Here is a 16,585-nt window from a genome sequence, read left to right as displayed (position 1 = left end):
GGCCCGGCCCGTTGCCTGGTCGCGCGGGGCGTCCAGGCTAGCGGGGGGCGAAGACAACGTCCACGAAATAGTTCGTGGAGTTGCTGGACTGGTTGGGAACTGCCGTTCCCGAACCAAAACGGTACAGCCCGTTGTTGTTTGCCCTGGCAGTCAGCGAGCCGCTGGTCCACGCCTTCGAGAAGAAGTTCGGAGTGTAGGAGTACCGTCCCGCCGGGGCGTTGTAGGACACGATGTAGTTGGTGTTCACCGTCAGGGCTATGGGAGTTGGAAGGGATGCGGTCTGCCAGCCGCTGGCCGTTTCGTTGGTAAACGTCACCTTGGCGAGCCGCACTCCCGATGCCGTCCAAAGCGACCCTGTGTGCGTGCCCGTGTTGGCTGTGCCTTTATAGAAGCGGATGGCCGTGACGGACCCGGCAACGGAAGACCTGAACGCCACGCCGAGCTCCACCGCCCGGACGTCCGTTGACGCTGCAATCTGCGGCAGTAACGACGCAAAGAGTGACTGGACGGGGGGCGCGGGAGTGAGGGTCGTGAACTGCCACGACGTCGGGGCAAGCGCTGCGCCGGCCGTCGAAACGACATTGGCCGCGCTCGCCGTGAGCACCGTATTGCCCGGCAGCTGTTGTGACGGCGTGAAAGTTACGGTGCGGCCGTCGGCGGACAGCGCCGAAGCGCCCGCAATGTTCGTTCCGCCGGCAGCCAGGGTGAGCGCGGCTCCAGGCTGTACGGCGGAGGACAGCGTCAGGCTGGGCCGGACGTCGAGCGGCACCGCAGTGGCGTTCGCGGCCGGCGACTGCGCCGTCACGGTCACTGGCTCCGGCGGAGGCGGGGGCACCGCTCCCGACGTCTGGAAGACCAGGTCCACAAGATAGCTGGCGCTCGATGACGACCCTGGGAAGTCGCCGCTGTAGGAGAACCCGCCGGAGTCCGCTGCCGTCCGCAACGGTCCGCTGGTAAAGCCGGTGGTAAAGCCGCCCGGAGTGGCGGAATAGATGCCGGTCGGCGACTTGTAGGCTGCCACGTATTCGGTGTCAGCGGCAATGGCTACAGGCTGGCTGAACGTTGCCGTTTGCCAGCCGGCAGTGGACTCGGCCGTGAACGTAACGGTGGCGAGCTGCTGGCCCGTGATGCTGAACAGGCTGCCGGTGTGGGTTCCGCTGTTCCCGGCGGATTTGTAGAAGCGGATGCCCGTGACCTGTCCGCTCGTGGAGCTCGCGAACCGCACGCCCAGGGCCAGCGGGGCTCCATCGTTGATTTGCAGGACGGACGGGGTCGTCGTGTCCTGGTAAAGGGTGCAGGGGCAGGCCCCCTCAGTCCGGGGGAGGGGCACGGTGGTGAAAGTCCAGGTGCCGCCGGCGCTGAGAGGCTGGTTCGTTGTGGAGGTTGCCGTCAGCGTGGCCGTGTAGCTCGTGGCGGCCGCCAGTTGTGCCGACGGCGTGAAGGTCACCTTGCCGGTCGCCGGGTCGTAGTTCGTGGTGCCGGGGATGTTCGTGCCCCCGGGGCCCGCCAGGCTGAACAGGACACTCCCTGCCGTGGCCGGCTTGGAGAACGTCGCCGTAACCGCAGCGTCCAGTGCCACGCTGGACGAACCGGGCAGCGGTGTTTGGGCGCCCGCCGCAAAGGCAGGTTCCGGATATTGGACCACGACATCCACCAGGTAGCTCGCCGTGGATCGGACATTCGGGAAGTCAGCGCTGTACGAATAGGCGCCGGCGTCGGTGTTCGCCCGGAGGTTGCCCACGGTCAGTCCCGGACCGAAGCCGTTTACCGTCGCGGAGTAGGCTCCCGTCGAAGTCTTGTACGCCATGATGTATTCAGTGTTCGCGGACATCCCCACGGGCTGGTTGAAGTACGCTGTCTGCCAGCCCGCGCTGCTCTCATTGGCGAACGTGACCGTTGCCAGTTGTTGCCCTGCGGCCGTGAACAGTGTGCCGGTATGAGTGCCTGCGTTGCCGGCTGACTTATAGAAACGGATGCCCGTGACGGTGCCGTCGGCCGTGCTGGAGAAACGGATGCCCAGGGTCAGCGGCACGCCGTCCCTGATCTCCTGTATTCCGGGGAGGACCGAATCATCGTAGAAGCTGCACGGGCAGCTTCCCGGAGATGGCGGCGCGACCACCGTAGTGAACGACCATGTCCCCCCTGCCGTCAGGGTGCCGCCGCTTGAGGCTGTGCCGCTGAGCGTCGCGGTGTACGTGGTTGCCAGCGCGAGGGCAGTCCCCGGCGTGAACGTCACCTTGCGTGTGGTTGCGTCGTAACCGGTTGTGCCTGCAACAGCAGTGCCGTCGGCCGCCTTCAGCGTCAACTGCACGCTCGACGCCGTCACCGGCTTGGAAAAGACGGCTCCGACGGTTGTGGCCTGCGGGACGCTGGAGGATCCGCCCAGAGGCCACTGTCCCGAAGCGGTCAGCGGGGTGCTGTCCACCGTGTCGAACACAGCATCGACGAAATAGTTGCCGTTGCCAAAGCTGTTCTGCGGGAAAGCATCAGGACTGCCATAAACGCCTGCCGGTTCGCTGCCGAATCCTCCCGCAACCGTCAGCGGCGGCTCGGTGAACCCGAAGCTGGACCACTGGTATTCCTTCGTGGCGTAGTGGCCTTTGGGTGCGGTGTAGGACACCGTGTATTTTTGTCCTGCCGTGACTGCCACCGGCTGGTTGAACTGGACTTTCTGCCACCCCGAAGCGGTCTCCGAAGTGAATGTGGCGGTGGCAAGGCGCTGTCCGGATGCGTTCCACAGGGATCCGGTGTGGGTCCCTGTGTTGGCTGTGCTCTTGTAAAAGCGGACTCCGGTGATGAAGCCGTCCACGCTAGGCGTGACCTTCATTCCGAGCTCGTAGGCGCCGCCGTCCTGGGAATCCGCTGTGGCGGGAACCTGCTGCCCGAACACCGTGTACGGGCCGGCAAGCTGCAGGGTTTTTGTCGCGGCGGTGCCGATGTTGGCGCTGTCATCCACTGCGCGCACCGAGATGCCGGCTGTGCCGAGTCCCTTCTGGATGTACGTGTATGTCCAGTTCTGTTTCCCCTGGGCAGGATGCCATGTGGCACCCCCATCAGTGGAGACCTCGACGCCGGCCACGATGCCGCCGGCATCGCTGGCGTTACCGGAGACGGTGACGCTGCTGCCGTGGGCAATGGTGGCACCATCGGCGGGGGCTGTGATGGTGGTGGTGGGACCAGCCGCGTCGCTGCTCGGAGTTGCCGCGGCCAACGCAGCATCACGTGTCCCTGGCTGGGCGCCCATGTCGGCCAGCAGATTGATCTGGGCCTGCTGCATCCTTGGATCCGCAGGTGCACCGTCGCCGTCGTGCACCTCGTCCAGGCCCCATGTCCACTGGACTGTACCGGCCGAAAAAACCAGCGCTCCGCCCGGCGCGCGATACATGGTGGTGTTGTGGGTGGAAGTGCCGGGCTTCACCGTATTCCCGAAATCCTGGAGATACTCCGGCGTCGGGCCGGTGGTCGTCGACAACCTGATCAAACCTGCGGGCCTGAACCCGTTGTCAAGGTCCTCGTTGGACTCATAGCCCACGGTGTGGGGTGCCAGTTGGGCAGAGGCCCCCGTGGCCAGGGACGCAAGGGGCGTGTTCCGCCAGAGACGTGACTTGCCTTCTGCAGCACTGACAGTGATGGGAAGATCCGTGTAGTTGGACATGTACAGGGTTCCGGTCACACTGTTTTCAGGCAGTCCTCCGCCGTTGGCCTGGGAGGCGTACCGGGGATCACGCCATGTGCCCGTCCATTGGGTACTAGGGTCGATTTTTTCGTTGGCCCACGTCTCTTTGTAGGACGTGATTGTTCGCCCCGCAGCGCTGTCCACCGGAGACGGCTCGATCCGCGTGCGCCAGTACATTTCATTACCGGACAGGAACTGCAAGTTCACGCCTGCGTCGCGGGCGGCTTCCACATTGGCCCGTTGGGGCCCGGACCAGTACTCATCGTGTCCCACCGAGAGGAACACCTTGTGGTTGAGGAGCTGCGCGCCGTTCCGGTGGGTGTCCAGGCCGCTGATGTAGCTCACGTCATAGCCGTTCTTCTCCAGGAAACGAACCAGCGGGTACTCGTTGCTGAAGTAGAAGTCGCGGCCCGAAGGTCCGCCGCGTGTGGCCACCGGCCGGTTGTAGCTGACCTTGTAGGCCCTGCCGTTGGTTCCATAGTAGAAATTTGAACCGCCATAGTCGTTGTAGGCCTGCCACGTCGTGTCTGAAGTCTGGAAAACCACATCCGAGCGGCTGCCGTCTGAGCGGACGATGAAAGTGATGTGGCTCTGGGCCCCGTTGTCCGGACGCGTCAGGAGGGCGATGTACACACCCGACACCGCAGTGGCCGGGACCTGCCACGTGGCGGACACGGCCCACGTCCCGCAGTCGTACAGGCCGGTTGCGACATCATTGAGGCACTGGGGCTGTGACTGCCGTCCGGCGACTGGCGCGACGTCGGCGACCTTGCGGGCACCCAGCCCCTGGTACCAGCCGGTCCGGTAGACAGCGATCGTGTAACTGGACGCGTTGGTGTCCACCTTGAAATTGATGGCCTGGCCGGCATTGACGCTGATCTCTGTGGCATATCCCTGGATGCTCGAGTCCCCGGCGCCGGTGATGTCCCATTCTGACGGCGGGCTTCCGGGCTTGGAGTTTTCACAAGCGATGGCGTTCACCACCGGAGCGCAGGGGTCCGCAGCGAAAGCGAGCGGAAGAAGCGCGGCCGGTGCTGCAGCTGGCAGGAGCGCGGCAACCATGGCCAGTGCCACCAGGAAGGTGACCTTCTTGAAGCCGTTGAGCGTGCCGCCGGCTGGGGAAACAGACATGTGAACTCCTGGAGTGAGTGCGCAGTTGCGGATCGGGCCGTGCACAATGCACTGCCCTGCATGCCGCCCCCCGGCGCAGCCAAACCAAGATATTCAGTTGTCCAACAAAAGGTCGCGGTGATAACGCCCCTCACTGCATCATGGCCGTCCCAGCTCCGCTGGATCCTGCCAAGTCAAACCGGTGTGAGACCACCGGATTGCGCAGCGTCAAGCAACCTTTAGGCGCGATTCTAGGGGCACTCAGTGGCGACTGACAAGGGCCTGATGGCCGCAAGGGACCCAAATCCGGGCTTTGTCGTTGCCACGCAGTAGATTTGGAAGGGAAAGGGCCACATCAGCACCGGAATCTAGCGACCCGGTACTTAGGCCATTCAGAATTTAAACCTCTCAGGAGATCCGAAACACCTTGCACCTCAAGAGCCTGACCGTCCGCGGATTCAAGTCGTTCGCCTCAGCCACGACGTTCGATTTTGAGCCGGGCGTCACTGCAGTGGTCGGTCCGAACGGCTCCGGCAAATCGAATGTTGTGGATGCCCTGGCCTGGGTCATGGGCGAACAGGGTGCCAAGACACTGCGTGGCGGCAAGATGGAAGACGTGATCTTCGCGGGCACTTCCGGCCGCCCGCCGCTGGGCCGGGCCCACGTTTCGTTGACTATCGACAACACCGACGGTGCACTGCCCATTGAGTACAGCGAAGTGACCATCTCCCGGACTCTTTTCCGCACGGGCGGATCCGAGTACGCCATCAACGGTGCAGGCTGCCGCCTCCTGGACATCCAGGAACTGCTCTCTGATTCAGGCCTCGGCCGGGAGATGCACGTGATCGTGGGGCAGGGACAGCTGGACAAGGTTCTGCACGCCACTCCGGAGGACCGGCGCGGTTTCATCGAAGAGGCAGCAGGCATCCTCAAACACCGCCGGCGCAAGGAAAAAACGGTCCGGAAGCTGGAAGCAATGCAGGCCAACCTGCAGAGACTGAGTGACCTCACCAGCGAAATCCGGCGCCAGCTGACGCCGCTGGGCAAGCAGGCGGAAGTGGCGCGCCGGGCCCAGACCGTCCAGTTCGAAGTCCGGGATGCCCGGGCCCGGCTGCTGGCGGACGACCTCGTGCAGTTGCAGTCCGCCCTGGCCCAGGACGTGGCGGACGAATCCGCCCTGAAGGCGCGCAGGGTTGTTGTGGAGGAAGGCCTGGAACAAGGGCGTCAGCGCCAGGCGGGACTGGAACAGCTTGCCGCGGCGGCCACACCAAAGCTCAATGCCGCCCGGGACACCTGGTACCAGCTCTCGGCGGGGAGGGAAAGGCTGCGCTCCCTCGGCTCGCTTGCAGAGGAACGGCGCCGTTTGCTGGGCGCTGCGGACGAACTCCCGGACTCCGGCCGGGACCCGGACCAGCTAGAGCGGAACGCCGCCAGGGTCCGCGAAGAACAGGCGGCCTTGGAAGGGGGGATCCTGCAGAAACGCGCTGTGCTGGAAGCCGCCACGGCAGCCAAGCAGGACGCCGAAAGCGCCGCGAGTGCCGAAGACAAACGGTTGGCCGCGGTGCTCCGTGCCGCGGCCGACCGCCGCGAGGGGCTGGCAAAACTGGCCGGCCAGGTGGGTGCAGCACGGTCGCGTGTTGAAGCCGCACAATCGGAACTCGGCCGGCTCCGGGAATCCCAGGCTGCCGGCGAAGAGCGCCGGCGCCGCGCCCAAAGCGAGTTCACGGCCCTGGAATCGCAGGTCGCGGGCGTCGAAGACGGTGAGGAGTCCCTTGATGCTGAGTACGAGGACGCCAGCGCCGGCCTGGACGCAATCCTCACGGACATGGAGGCACTGAAGTCAGCCGAACGCGAGGGGGAGCGGGAGCGCGACGCGCTGCTTGCCCGGCGTGACGCACTCCAGCTTGGGCTCAACCGCAAAGACGGGTCTGGACGTGTGGCCGGTTCGGGGTTGCCCGGGGTCATCGGGCCCCTCGCGTCGATGCTCTCCGTCGAACCCGGGTATGAAGCGGCCGTCGCCGCCGCCTTGGGAAACTCCTCGGACGCCGTCGTGGTCCGGGACGCCGGCACCGCCGTCGACGTGCTGCAGCTACTTAAGGACGACGACGCCGGACTTGCCTCGCTGCTGCTGGCGGCAACAATCCCGCCGCCGGCCGACGGTCTCCAATCCCCGGCCGGCGCAGTGCCGGCTCAAGGTCCACTGCCTGCCGGCGCCCGCTGGGCCACGGAGCTCGTGACCCCCTCCGCAGCCGGGCTGAAAGGGTTCCCGTCCTTTCCGGACCTGGACTACTCTGCGGCGGGCACGCTGCTGGGCACCCTTCTGGGCACGTTGCTGGAGAATAAAGCAATTGTCGAGGACCTCGCGGCGGCAGCGGAGCTTATCCGCGCGCAGCCCGGGCTGACTGCCGTGACACGGGCCGGAGATGTCTTCACGGCCTTTGCCGTCCGGGGCGGCTCGGCGAATGCACCCTCGTTGCTTGAGGTGCAGGCCGCCGTCGATGACGCCGAAACGAGGCTGGCCGCGGTCAGCGCCGAACTTGAACGGACCCGGTTCGCGCTGGCCTCCGCCCGGGCGCGGAAGACGGATGCCCAGGAACGTGCGGATGCCGCCCTGGACAGGCTCCACGAGTCCGATGCCCGGCTGGCGGCAGTCGCCGAGCGGCTGGGCCACCTCAATTCGGTGCTGCGGAGTGCTGTGGGCGAGAGCGACAGGCTGAACGCCTCGCTGGCACGGGCCGAGGCCCATATCGTGACCGAGCAGGAGGCCCTGCAGGTTGCGGCAGCGCGCCTGGACGCGGCGCGGCAGGCCCCCGCGGACGAGGAACCCTCGGCAGAGCTCCGTGACGAACTTGCCCAGGCGGCATCCGCGGCGAGGGCGGCCGAAATGGAGGCCAGGCTTTCGCTGCGGAGTGCCGAGGAGCAACTGACCGCCACCAGCAACCGCGCCCTTTCGTTGGAGCGGGCTGCCGTGGCCGAGCGCCGGGCACGGGAGGAAGCTGCGCAACGTGCCCGCCGCCGCCAGCGCCAGGCCGGCCGGGCGGCCGCCGTGTCGGCTGCGGTGGAGCAGATCGTTGCTTACATGGACGTCTCCGTGGAGCATGCGCTCCGCGCGCGTGACCTTGCAGAGGAAGAACGGGAGCTCAGGGACCGCGAACTTGCAGCGGCACGGTCGGAGAACGATGCCCTCAGCCGTGAGCTGGCGGAGCTGACGGATTCAGTGCACCGCGATGAACTTGCCCGCGCGCAGCAGCGGCTCCGGATCGAAGCCCTGGAACTGCGTTCGGTCGAGGAACTTGGATTGTCCCCGGACCAGCTCGTGGCCGACTACGGGCCGGACCAGCCGGTACCCGTGGCCGTGGGGGAGGCTGCTGACAAGTGGGCGGCCCTCCGGATGCCGGTGGACGAGGACGGAACGCCCATCCCGGAAGGCAAGCCCTTCGTCCGCGCCGAGCAGGAAAAGCGGCTCCGCAAAGCTGAGCGGGACCTTTCCTCGCTGGGACGGGTCAATCCGCTGGCACTGGAGGAATTCGCCGCCCTGGAGGAACGGCACCAGTTCCTCAGCAGCCAGCTTGAGGATCTCAAGTCCAGCCGAAAGGACCTGCTGGACATCATCAAGGAAGTGGATGAACGCGTCCAAAAAGTCTTTTCCGAAGCCTTTGCGGACACCTCTGCCCAGTTTGTCCGCGTTTTCGCCCGTCTTTTTCCCGGCGGTGAAGGACGGCTCGTCCTGACTGACCCTTCGGACATGCTCACCACGGGCATTGAGGTGGAGGCGCGTCCGGCCGGCAAGAAGATCAAACGGTTGTCCCTGCTGTCCGGGGGCGAGCGCTCGCTGACCGCGGTGGCCCTGCTCGTGGCCATCTTCAAGGCCAGGCCTTCGCCCTTCTACGTGATGGACGAAGTGGAGGCCGCCCTGGACGACACCAACCTGGGCAGGCTCATCACGGTCTTTGAGGAACTCCGCGAGTCCAGCCAGCTGATTGTCATCACGCACCAGAAGCGCACCATGGAAGTTGCCGACGCCCTGTACGGCGTCACCATGCGCGGCGACGGCGTTTCAACGGTCATCAGCCAGCGCCTCGGCGCCGACGTTTAGACCGCGCCGGCTCCCGGCCGGGGCTCGGACAGGGTCCCGTGCGATTGTGAGAAGCTAGGGGAGTGAATGACATCCTCCCCATAATCCTTGCCATCCTCGCTGCCCTGGTGGTCATTGGCGGACTGATCCCGGTCCTGCTGAAGACCCGCCGGAACATCACCAAGTACCCGGGCACCCGCGACGCCAACGATCCCGTCGAGCCGGTCCGCGGCGGGGGCGGAACGCTGGTGGAGGACCGTCCCGCGGTGACACCCGGGCGCCCGGCGCCCGGCGAAGCCGGCCTTGAAGGACTGGAGACAGCCGAGGTCCCCGATGACGCGGCGGGGCTTGAAACCATTGCCGTGGAGACACCCCTTCCCGTGGCCGGACGTCTGACCAGGCTCCGCGAACGCCTGGTGAGGTCCAACAACATCCTCGGCAAGGGACTGCTCGCGCTCCTGTCCAGCGACAAGATTGATGAAGACGTCTGGGACGAGGTCGAAGAGACCCTCTTGCTGGCAGACCTTGGCACCGAGCCGACCATGCAGCTGGTCGATGCCCTCCGGGAGCGGGTCAAGGTGCTGGGGACACGCACCCCCGAGCAGGTCAAGGCCCTGCTGCGCGAGGAACTCATCAAGCTCGTGGATCCGACCATGGACCGCAGCCTCCGCACCGAACGCCACGCCGACAAGCCCTCGGTCATGATGGTGGTGGGTGTCAACGGCGTGGGCAAGACCACCACCGTGGGCAAGCTCGCGCGCGTCCTCGTGGCCGAAGACAAGGACGTCCTGCTGGGCGCAGCGGACACGTTCCGTGCCGCAGCCGCCGAGCAGCTCGCCACGTGGGGCCAGCGCGTCGGCGTTCCCACTGTGAAGTCCGACGTCGACGGCGCCGATCCCGCCTCAGTCGCCTATGAAGCGGTCAAGGCAGGCATCGACCAGGAGGTCGACGTCGTAATGATCGACACCGCCGGCCGGCTCCAGAACAAAGTCGGCCTGATGGACGAACTCGGCAAGGTCAAGCGCGTCATCGAGAAGCTGGCCGAAGTGGACGAGGTCCTTCTGGTGCTGGATGCCACCACCGGACAGAACGGCCTGAACCAGGCCCGTGTGTTCTCCGAGGTGGTCAACATCACCGGCATCGTGCTGACAAAACTGGACGGCACCGCCAAGGGCGGCATCGTGGTCGCCATCCAGAAGACACTGGGGGTTCCGGTCAAGCTGATCGGGCTGGGCGAAGGCGCCGACGACCTTGCTCCGTTCGACGCCGAGGGCTTTGTCGACGCGCTGCTGAACTAGGCAGTTTGCAGAACTAGGCAGCTTGCCGGGCTGCAGGCCGCTGGAACGTCTCCCGCGCGAAAAGCCAGCCGGCTGCAGCCACGATCAGGACGCCCCCGGTCACGCCGAAGGCCCACCCGTACCCGAGCCGGTCCGCGAGGAGCCCCGCGAGGACCGGCCCGACGATGGCGCCGGCGTCGGACATCATCTGGAAGACCGCCAGCACCCGGCCCCCGGAGCGTCCGTTGCCGATCACATCCGCGATGGCGGCCTGCTGGGCTGGCCCCAGCAGGCCGGAACCTATTCCGGCGACGGCCGATGCCGCCAGGAACCAAGGCATGTCCCCGGTCAGTCCGATGCCCGCTGTCGCCACACCGGTCAGGACCAGGCCGGCGATCAACAGCGGCTTGCGGCCCAGGGTGTCGGCCAGTTTCCCTGAGACCGTCAGTGCCGCGGCGTTGCCGCCGGCAAAGACGGCCAGCGCCCAGCCGGCCGCAGCCGGTCCTGCGCCCAGCGCCGCCACGGCGAAAAGTGGAACGGTGGCCATGCGCACACCGAAGGTCGCCCAGCCGTTGGCGAAGCTGGAGAACAGGCCCGCCCGGTACGCGCTGTCACGCAATGCCTCGCCCAGGCCCATCGGCGGCTCCAGGCTCCCGTCCTTCCGCGACTTACCCGGGACGTGGCTCAGCTGGGTCTGAACCACCAGCGCCGCCAGGACCAGCGCAGCCGCATACGCCAGGAACGGGATGCGAAGGCCGAAGCCCGCCAGCATGCCGCCCACAATCGGCCCGCAGACATTGCCGATGAGGAAGGCCGAGGCGTAGGCGCCGGAAACCCGGCCGCGGCTCTCCGGCGGGGCAAGCCGGACGACGAGCGCCATGGACGCGACTGTGAACATCACCGATCCCGCGCCGCCCAGGCCCCGGAAAATCAGCAGCTGCCAGTAGTCCTGGGCGAAGGCGCACGCCGCCGTTGAGGCGGCGACGATCAGCAGGCCGGCCACATAGACGGGACGTTCGCCCAGCTTCACGATCAGGGCGCCGCCGGCAGGTGCGAACAGCAGCCGCATGAACGCAAAGATGCTCACGATTACAGCGGCAGCTGTGGCCCCGACGTCGAACGTGGTGGCGAACTGGGGCAATACCGGCGCCACGAGCCCGAAACCCAGCGCGATCAGAAACGCAGCAGCCAGCATCACCTTGATGTCGCGCGGCAGCCGGGTGGTGGGAGGCTTCCCGGCCGCGTCGGTGTGGTCGGATTGGCCGCCAGTCCGGCGGGGCAGGGCCTTGCCGGGGCGGAAACGGTCGGTCATGGTGCCTGTGTCCTTGCAGGGTGCTGTGGAAGTGCGGTTTGGGACTGGTGAAACATAACCGTAACAAGCAGGATATGCACCATTTACTTCCGGGAGGTTCTTGTAACAACCCGGACATCTAATTCCTCCGCCGGCGAAACACGGCCCGGCAAAAATCGTCTTAGAACGCAAAAAGGCGTTGGGCAAGCGGAAGATTCCGCGGGATCAACTAAGCATCTAGGCAAGGGAGGACGTGCACCATGGAACTTACCGCAGGTCACGTATGGCTCATGGTTGCGGCGGCACTTGTGCTGTTCATGACACCAGGGCTGGCATTTTTCTACGGCGGCATGACACGTGCAAAGGCCGCGCTGAACATGATGATGATGAGCTTCATCTCCATCGGCATGGTCGGTGTGGTCTGGGTACTCTGGGGCGCATCCATGAGTTCCGGCGAAGGATTCATGCAGATCGTCGGGAACCCGTTCGCAACGTTCGGACTCGAAGGCATCACCACTCCGGACGGTCTCATCAAGGTCGGCTACGCAGCCACGTTCGCCATCATCACAGTGGCACTGATCAGCGGCGCCATCGCGGACCGCGCAAAGTTTGGCGCATGGACCGTGTTCGTTCCCGTCTGGGTCACGCTGGTCTACTGCCCCATCGCTTACATGGTCTGGGGCGGAGGACTCTTCGGTCCTGAAGGTGCTGTGGGCCAGGCCCTCGGCCCGGCCATCGACTTCGCCGGCGGTACCGTGGTTCACATCAACGCCGGTGTGGCCGCACTCATCCTCGTTCTGATCATCGGCAACCGCAAGGGCTTCGGCAAGGACCCGAACCACCGCCCGCACAACGTCCCGTTCGTGATGCTCGGCGCAGCCATTCTCTGGTTCGGCTGGTTCGGCTTCAACGGCGGCGCAGCCACCACGGCGGAACAGGGCGGCCTGATCTGGGTCAACACCCTCGCCGCTCCCGCAGCTGCCATGCTCGGCTGGCTCATCACCGAACGTGTGCGTGACGGCCACCCCACGTCCCTGGGTGCGGCCTCCGGTGTTGTTGCCGGTCTGGTTGCCATCACCCCGGCGTGTGCAAACGTCAGCCCGGTCGGAGCGCTCGGCCTGGGCCTGGTCGCCGGTGTGGCTTCGGCCCTGGCAGTCGGACTGAAGTTCCGCTGGGGCTTCGATGACTCACTCGATGTTGTCGGCGTCCACCTGGTGTCGGGCATCATCGGCACCGTGGCACTTGGTTTCATTGCCCTCCCGGTTGAAGGCGTCGGCGGCGGCCTGTTCTACGGCGGCGGACTCACCCAGCTGTGGGCCCAGCTCGCAGCAGCAGGCATCGCCATCGCCTACTCGGCCATCCTGACCACCGTGATCGCACTGGCCATCCACAAGACGATGGGCTTCCGTGTCTCCCAGGAGCAGGAAGTTGTGGGCGTGGACCTCAGCCTGCACGCAGAGACTGCCTACGAATTCGGCGTCGGCGGCCACGGCGGGAGCTTCCAGCCCCTGCATGAACTGATCACCGGCAAGCAGGGCGACGAATCCGCCGCGGCAACCGAAGACGGCAAGAAGACTGACGCAGCAACAGGTAAGGAAAGTGTGGGGGCATGAAACTGATCACAGCAATCGTCCGGCCGGAAAAGCTCGACTCCATCCGGGAGGGGCTCGAATCCTACGGCGTGCAGGGCCTGACGGTCAGCGCAGCCAGCGGATACGGCAGGCAGCGGGGCTACACCGAGGTGTACCGCGGGGCTGAGTACAACGTGGACCTGCTTCCCAAGATCCGCGTTGAGGTCCTGGCCACGGACGAACAGGCGGATGACATCCTGGATGTCATCATCGCCAGCTCCAACACCGGGCGTGCCGGAGACGGCAAGGTCTGGACGGTGGACGTTTTCGAAGCTGTAAGGGTACGCACGGGGGAACGCGGCTCGGCCGCCATCTAACCCAAGCGAACGCAGAGCGGGCCGGTACCTGGAAGGTGCCGGCCCGCTTTTGCGTGCAGTGAGCTGTGCCTCACGGCGGGCCCGCCCGGCGTGAGCAGACGGTCCTGCCGTGACTAGGCGGGCCAGCCGTCGGGGCCCGATGATCCGGCCGCATATTCCTCCAGTGGAACGCTGCCGCGGCTCCACGCCTTGATCACCGGCTCGATGATCCGCCAGCAGTCCTCCGCAGTGTCAGCCCGCACGGACAGCAGCGGATCACCGGTCAGGACACCCTCGAGGACTTCCCCGTACGGCAGCAGGTCGGAGGCGCTCAGCTCGGCGTTGAGGGTGGCCCGGTCCAGGCTGAGGACGTTGCCCGGGCCGTTGACGTCGACGTCGAACTGCAGTGTGTCCGGACCGAACCCGATGCGGAGCTGATTCGGCGAGTCGACGCCCGTGAAACCCTTGGGCAGGTGCGGGACCGGCTTGAAGGTGACCACTGCTTCCTTGCGCTTGGCCCCGAGCGCCTTGCCGGAACGGAGGACGAAGGGGACGCCCTGCCAGCGCCAGTTGTCGATGTCCACCTGCACCTCGGCCAGGGTCTCCGTGTTCCTGGCCGCGTCCACCCCCGATTCCTTGGCATAGTCCGGGACTTTCCGCCCGTCGATGGACCCTGCCGTGTACCGTGCACGCCGCGTGTTCGACCGGTAGGGCGCCTTGACGCTGCTGGCTCGCAGGAGTGTGGCCACGGCGTCCCGGAGGTCACGCTCGTCCACGGACGCCGGCGGCTCAATCGCCATCAGCGCCATGATCTGCAGCAGGTGGCTCTGGATCATGTCCCGGAGCGCCCCGGCGGAGTCGTAGTAGCGGGCGCGGCCTTCCAGCGCCAGGTCCTCGTCAAAGATGACCTCCACCTTTTCGATGTGATCGCGGTTCCAGATCGGTTCCAGGAAAGTGTTGGCAAAGCGCAGGCCCAGGATGTTCAGGACAGTCGCCTTGCCGAGGAAGTGGTCCACCCGGTGGATGTGGTCTTCCGGGACCAGCGCCGCCAGGGTTTCATTGAGGTGCCGGGCTGACTCTTCACTGGACCCGAACGGCTTCTCCATCACCAGCCGGGTGCCGGCGGGCACCTCCTCCGGGGCCAGCACCTCACAGGCCTTCTGGCTGACGTGGGGCGGAAGGGCGAAGTACACGGCCACCGGTGCCTCAAGGCCGGCCAGCAGGGAGGCCAGCCCTCCGCCTGCTGTCACGTCAAGCTGGTGGTACCGGGTTGTTTCCGCGATCCGCTTGAGCTCGCGCCTGCCGGCAGCGTCCGCCTGCGAATTGGAGTCGGCAAAGGACGTCTCAACGCGCTCCAGCCATTGCCCCTGGGACCAGGGATCCGATCCCGCACCTACGAGCGTCAGCCCGTCGGCACGCCCTTTCGCGGCGAGCCGGGCGAGTCCCGGCAGGAGCAGCCGGCCGGTCAGGTCCCCGGAGGCACCAAGGATAAGCAGGGTTTTTACAGTTGTTCGGGTGGCCATCCTGCCAGCATGCCATCTTGAAGGGCTGACTTGGTACCCTAGATAGTCGAGTCCCGATCATCCACTGAAAGAAGTGCACGGCGCGTGTTCAATTCACTCTCTGACCGGTTGACAGCAACCTTCAAGAATCTCCGCGGCAAGGGCCGCCTCACCGAGGCGGACGTTGACGCCACGGTCCGCGAGATCCGTCGGGCCCTCCTGGACGCTGACGTTGCCGTGCCCGTCGTGCGCGAATTCACCGGACGGGTGCGCGAACGCGCCCTCGGCGCCGAAGTTTCCGGTGCCTTGAACCCCAGCCAGCAGATCGTCAAAATCGTCAACGAGGAACTCGTTGAGATCCTGGGCGGCGAAACCCGTCGGATCCGACTGGCCAAGACCGGCCCCACCATCATCATGCTCGCGGGCCTTCAGGGCGCCGGCAAAACCACCCTCGCCGGCAAACTCTCGAAATGGCTGAAGTCCCAGGGCCACAGCCCCATACTGGTGGCCTGCGACCTCCAGCGGCCCAATGCCGTCACCCAGCTCCAGGTGGTGGGCCAACGCGCCGGAGTGCCCGTTTTCGCCCCGCACCCGGGGGCCACGTCCACTGAACTGGAGCACCCGGCCGGGGATCCCGTTGCCGTTGCCCGTGCCGGTGTCGAGGAAGCGCGCCAGAAGCTTCACGACGTCGTCATTGTGGACACCGCCGGACGGCTCGGCGTGGACGCCGACATGATGGAACAGGCGCGCCAGATCCGCCGGGCGATTGTCCCGAACGAAGTGCTCTTCGTCATTGACTCCATGATCGGCCAGGATGCCGTGAACACGGCGCTGGCGTTCGATGAAGGTGTCAACTTCACCGGCATCGTCCTTTCCAAGCTCGACGGCGACGCCCGCGGTGGTGCCGCGCTGTCCGTCGCATCGGTCACGGGCAAGCCCGTCATGTTCGCCTCCACGGGCGAAGGCGTCGACGACTTCGAGCTGTTCCACCCCGACCGCATGGCGTCCCGCATCCTCGACATGGGTGACGTGCTCACCCTGATCGAGCAGGCCGAGAAGTCGTGGGACAAGGACGAAGCGGCCCGGATGGCGAAGAAGTTCGCCGACCAGGAGGACTTCACCCTTGATGACTTCCTGGCCCAGATGCAGCAGATCCGCAACATGGGCTCCATGAAGAAGATGCTCATGATGATGCCCGGGGCGCAGAACATCCGCCAGCAGCTGGAACAGTTCGACGAACGCGAAATCGACCGGGTGGAAGCGATTGTCCGTTCCATGACCCCGCACGAGCGCGTTGCCCCCAAAATCATCAACGGATCACGCCGTGCCCGCATCGCCAAGGGCTCGGGCATGCACGTGTCCGACGTCAACGGCCTGCTGGAGCGGTTTGCCCAGGCGCAGAAGATGATGAAGAAAATGGCGGCGGGCGGCGGAATGCCCGGAATGCCGGGCATGCCGGGAATGGGAGGCGGCGGCGGGGCCCGCAAGGGCGGGGCCAAGAACGCACCCAAGAAAAAGGCCAAGTCCGGAAACCCGGCCAAGGCTGCCCAGGAGCTCCGTGACGCCGAGGCCCGGCGCGCCAGCGCCGGCAAGGCACTTCCCACCGGTGCCGCCTTCGGTCAGCAGGGCGCGGACTTTGATCCGTCCCAGCTCAACCTGCCCAAGGGCTTCGACAAGTTCCTCGGCGGGAGCAAGTAGCTCCTGGCGGCGTACTTTGCCATAGGGTT

At 65.8% G+C, this 16,585-nt stretch carries 8 protein-coding genes; 5 read left to right on the top strand and 3 right to left on the bottom strand.

Features of this window, described 5'->3' with window-relative positions; genetic code table 11:
• Window positions 1-37 precede the first annotated feature (37 nt).
• Window positions 38-4,807 (bottom strand): DUF4082 domain-containing protein, encoded by a 4,770-nt coding sequence (locus RW112_RS01140; protein ID WP_317780058.1) that lies wholly within the window; start codon window positions 4,805-4,807, stop codon window positions 38-40.
• Between the two features lie 406 nt (window positions 4,808-5,213).
• On the opposite strand from RW112_RS01140, the gene smc reads away from it, so the two are divergent.
• Window positions 5,214-8,882 carry a chromosome segregation protein SMC gene (smc, locus tag RW112_RS01135; protein ID WP_317780057.1) on the top strand — a complete coding sequence of 1,223 codons (3,669 nt, stop codon included), beginning with the start codon at window positions 5,214-5,216 and terminating at the stop codon, window positions 8,880-8,882.
• Window positions 8,883-8,944: 62 nt separating this feature from the next.
• Window positions 8,945-10,159 carry a signal recognition particle-docking protein FtsY gene (ftsY, locus tag RW112_RS01130; RefSeq protein WP_317780056.1) on the top strand — a complete coding sequence of 405 codons (1,215 nt, stop codon included), beginning with the start codon at window positions 8,945-8,947 and terminating at the stop codon, window positions 10,157-10,159.
• 13 nt (window positions 10,160-10,172) lie between these two features.
• On the opposite strand, the gene RW112_RS01125 is transcribed toward ftsY, so the two are convergent.
• Window positions 10,173-11,333 carry an MFS transporter gene (locus RW112_RS01125; protein ID WP_411709858.1) on the bottom strand — a complete coding sequence of 387 codons (1,161 nt, stop codon included), beginning with the start codon at window positions 11,331-11,333 and terminating at the stop codon, window positions 10,173-10,175.
• 356 nt (window positions 11,334-11,689) lie between these two features.
• On the opposite strand from RW112_RS01125, the gene RW112_RS01120 reads away from it, so the two are divergent.
• Window positions 11,690-13,042: an ammonium transporter gene (locus tag RW112_RS01120; RefSeq protein WP_317780054.1), complete on the top strand. Its 1,353-nt coding sequence runs from the start codon at window positions 11,690-11,692 to the stop codon at window positions 13,040-13,042.
• Complete coding sequence (locus RW112_RS01115) at window positions 13,039-13,377, top strand: P-II family nitrogen regulator (RefSeq protein ID WP_011692333.1); 339 nt, start codon at window positions 13,039-13,041, stop codon at window positions 13,375-13,377. Before RW112_RS01120 ends, RW112_RS01115 begins: the two co-directional genes overlap by 4 nt.
• Before the next feature lie 113 nt (window positions 13,378-13,490).
• On the opposite strand, the gene RW112_RS01110 is transcribed toward RW112_RS01115, so the two are convergent.
• Window positions 13,491-14,879, bottom strand: a complete 1,389-nt coding sequence (locus tag RW112_RS01110) for a glucose-6-phosphate dehydrogenase (RefSeq protein WP_317780053.1) — start codon at window positions 14,877-14,879, stop codon at window positions 13,491-13,493.
• Window positions 14,880-14,963: 84 nt separating this feature from the next.
• Here RW112_RS01110 and ffh point away from each other — a divergent pair, with 84 nt between their 5' ends.
• A complete protein-coding gene (gene ffh, locus RW112_RS01105; protein WP_317780052.1) occupies window positions 14,964-16,556 on the top strand; it encodes a signal recognition particle protein in 1,593 nt (530 codons plus the stop codon).
• Window positions 16,557-16,585 lie beyond the last annotated feature (29 nt).

The organism is Arthrobacter sp. B10-11, from assembly GCF_033142195.1.
In the GTDB taxonomy this organism is placed as follows: domain Bacteria; phylum Actinomycetota; class Actinomycetes; order Actinomycetales; family Micrococcaceae; genus Arthrobacter; species Arthrobacter oryzae_C.
This window is presented reverse-complemented; position numbering and strand designations above follow the sequence as displayed.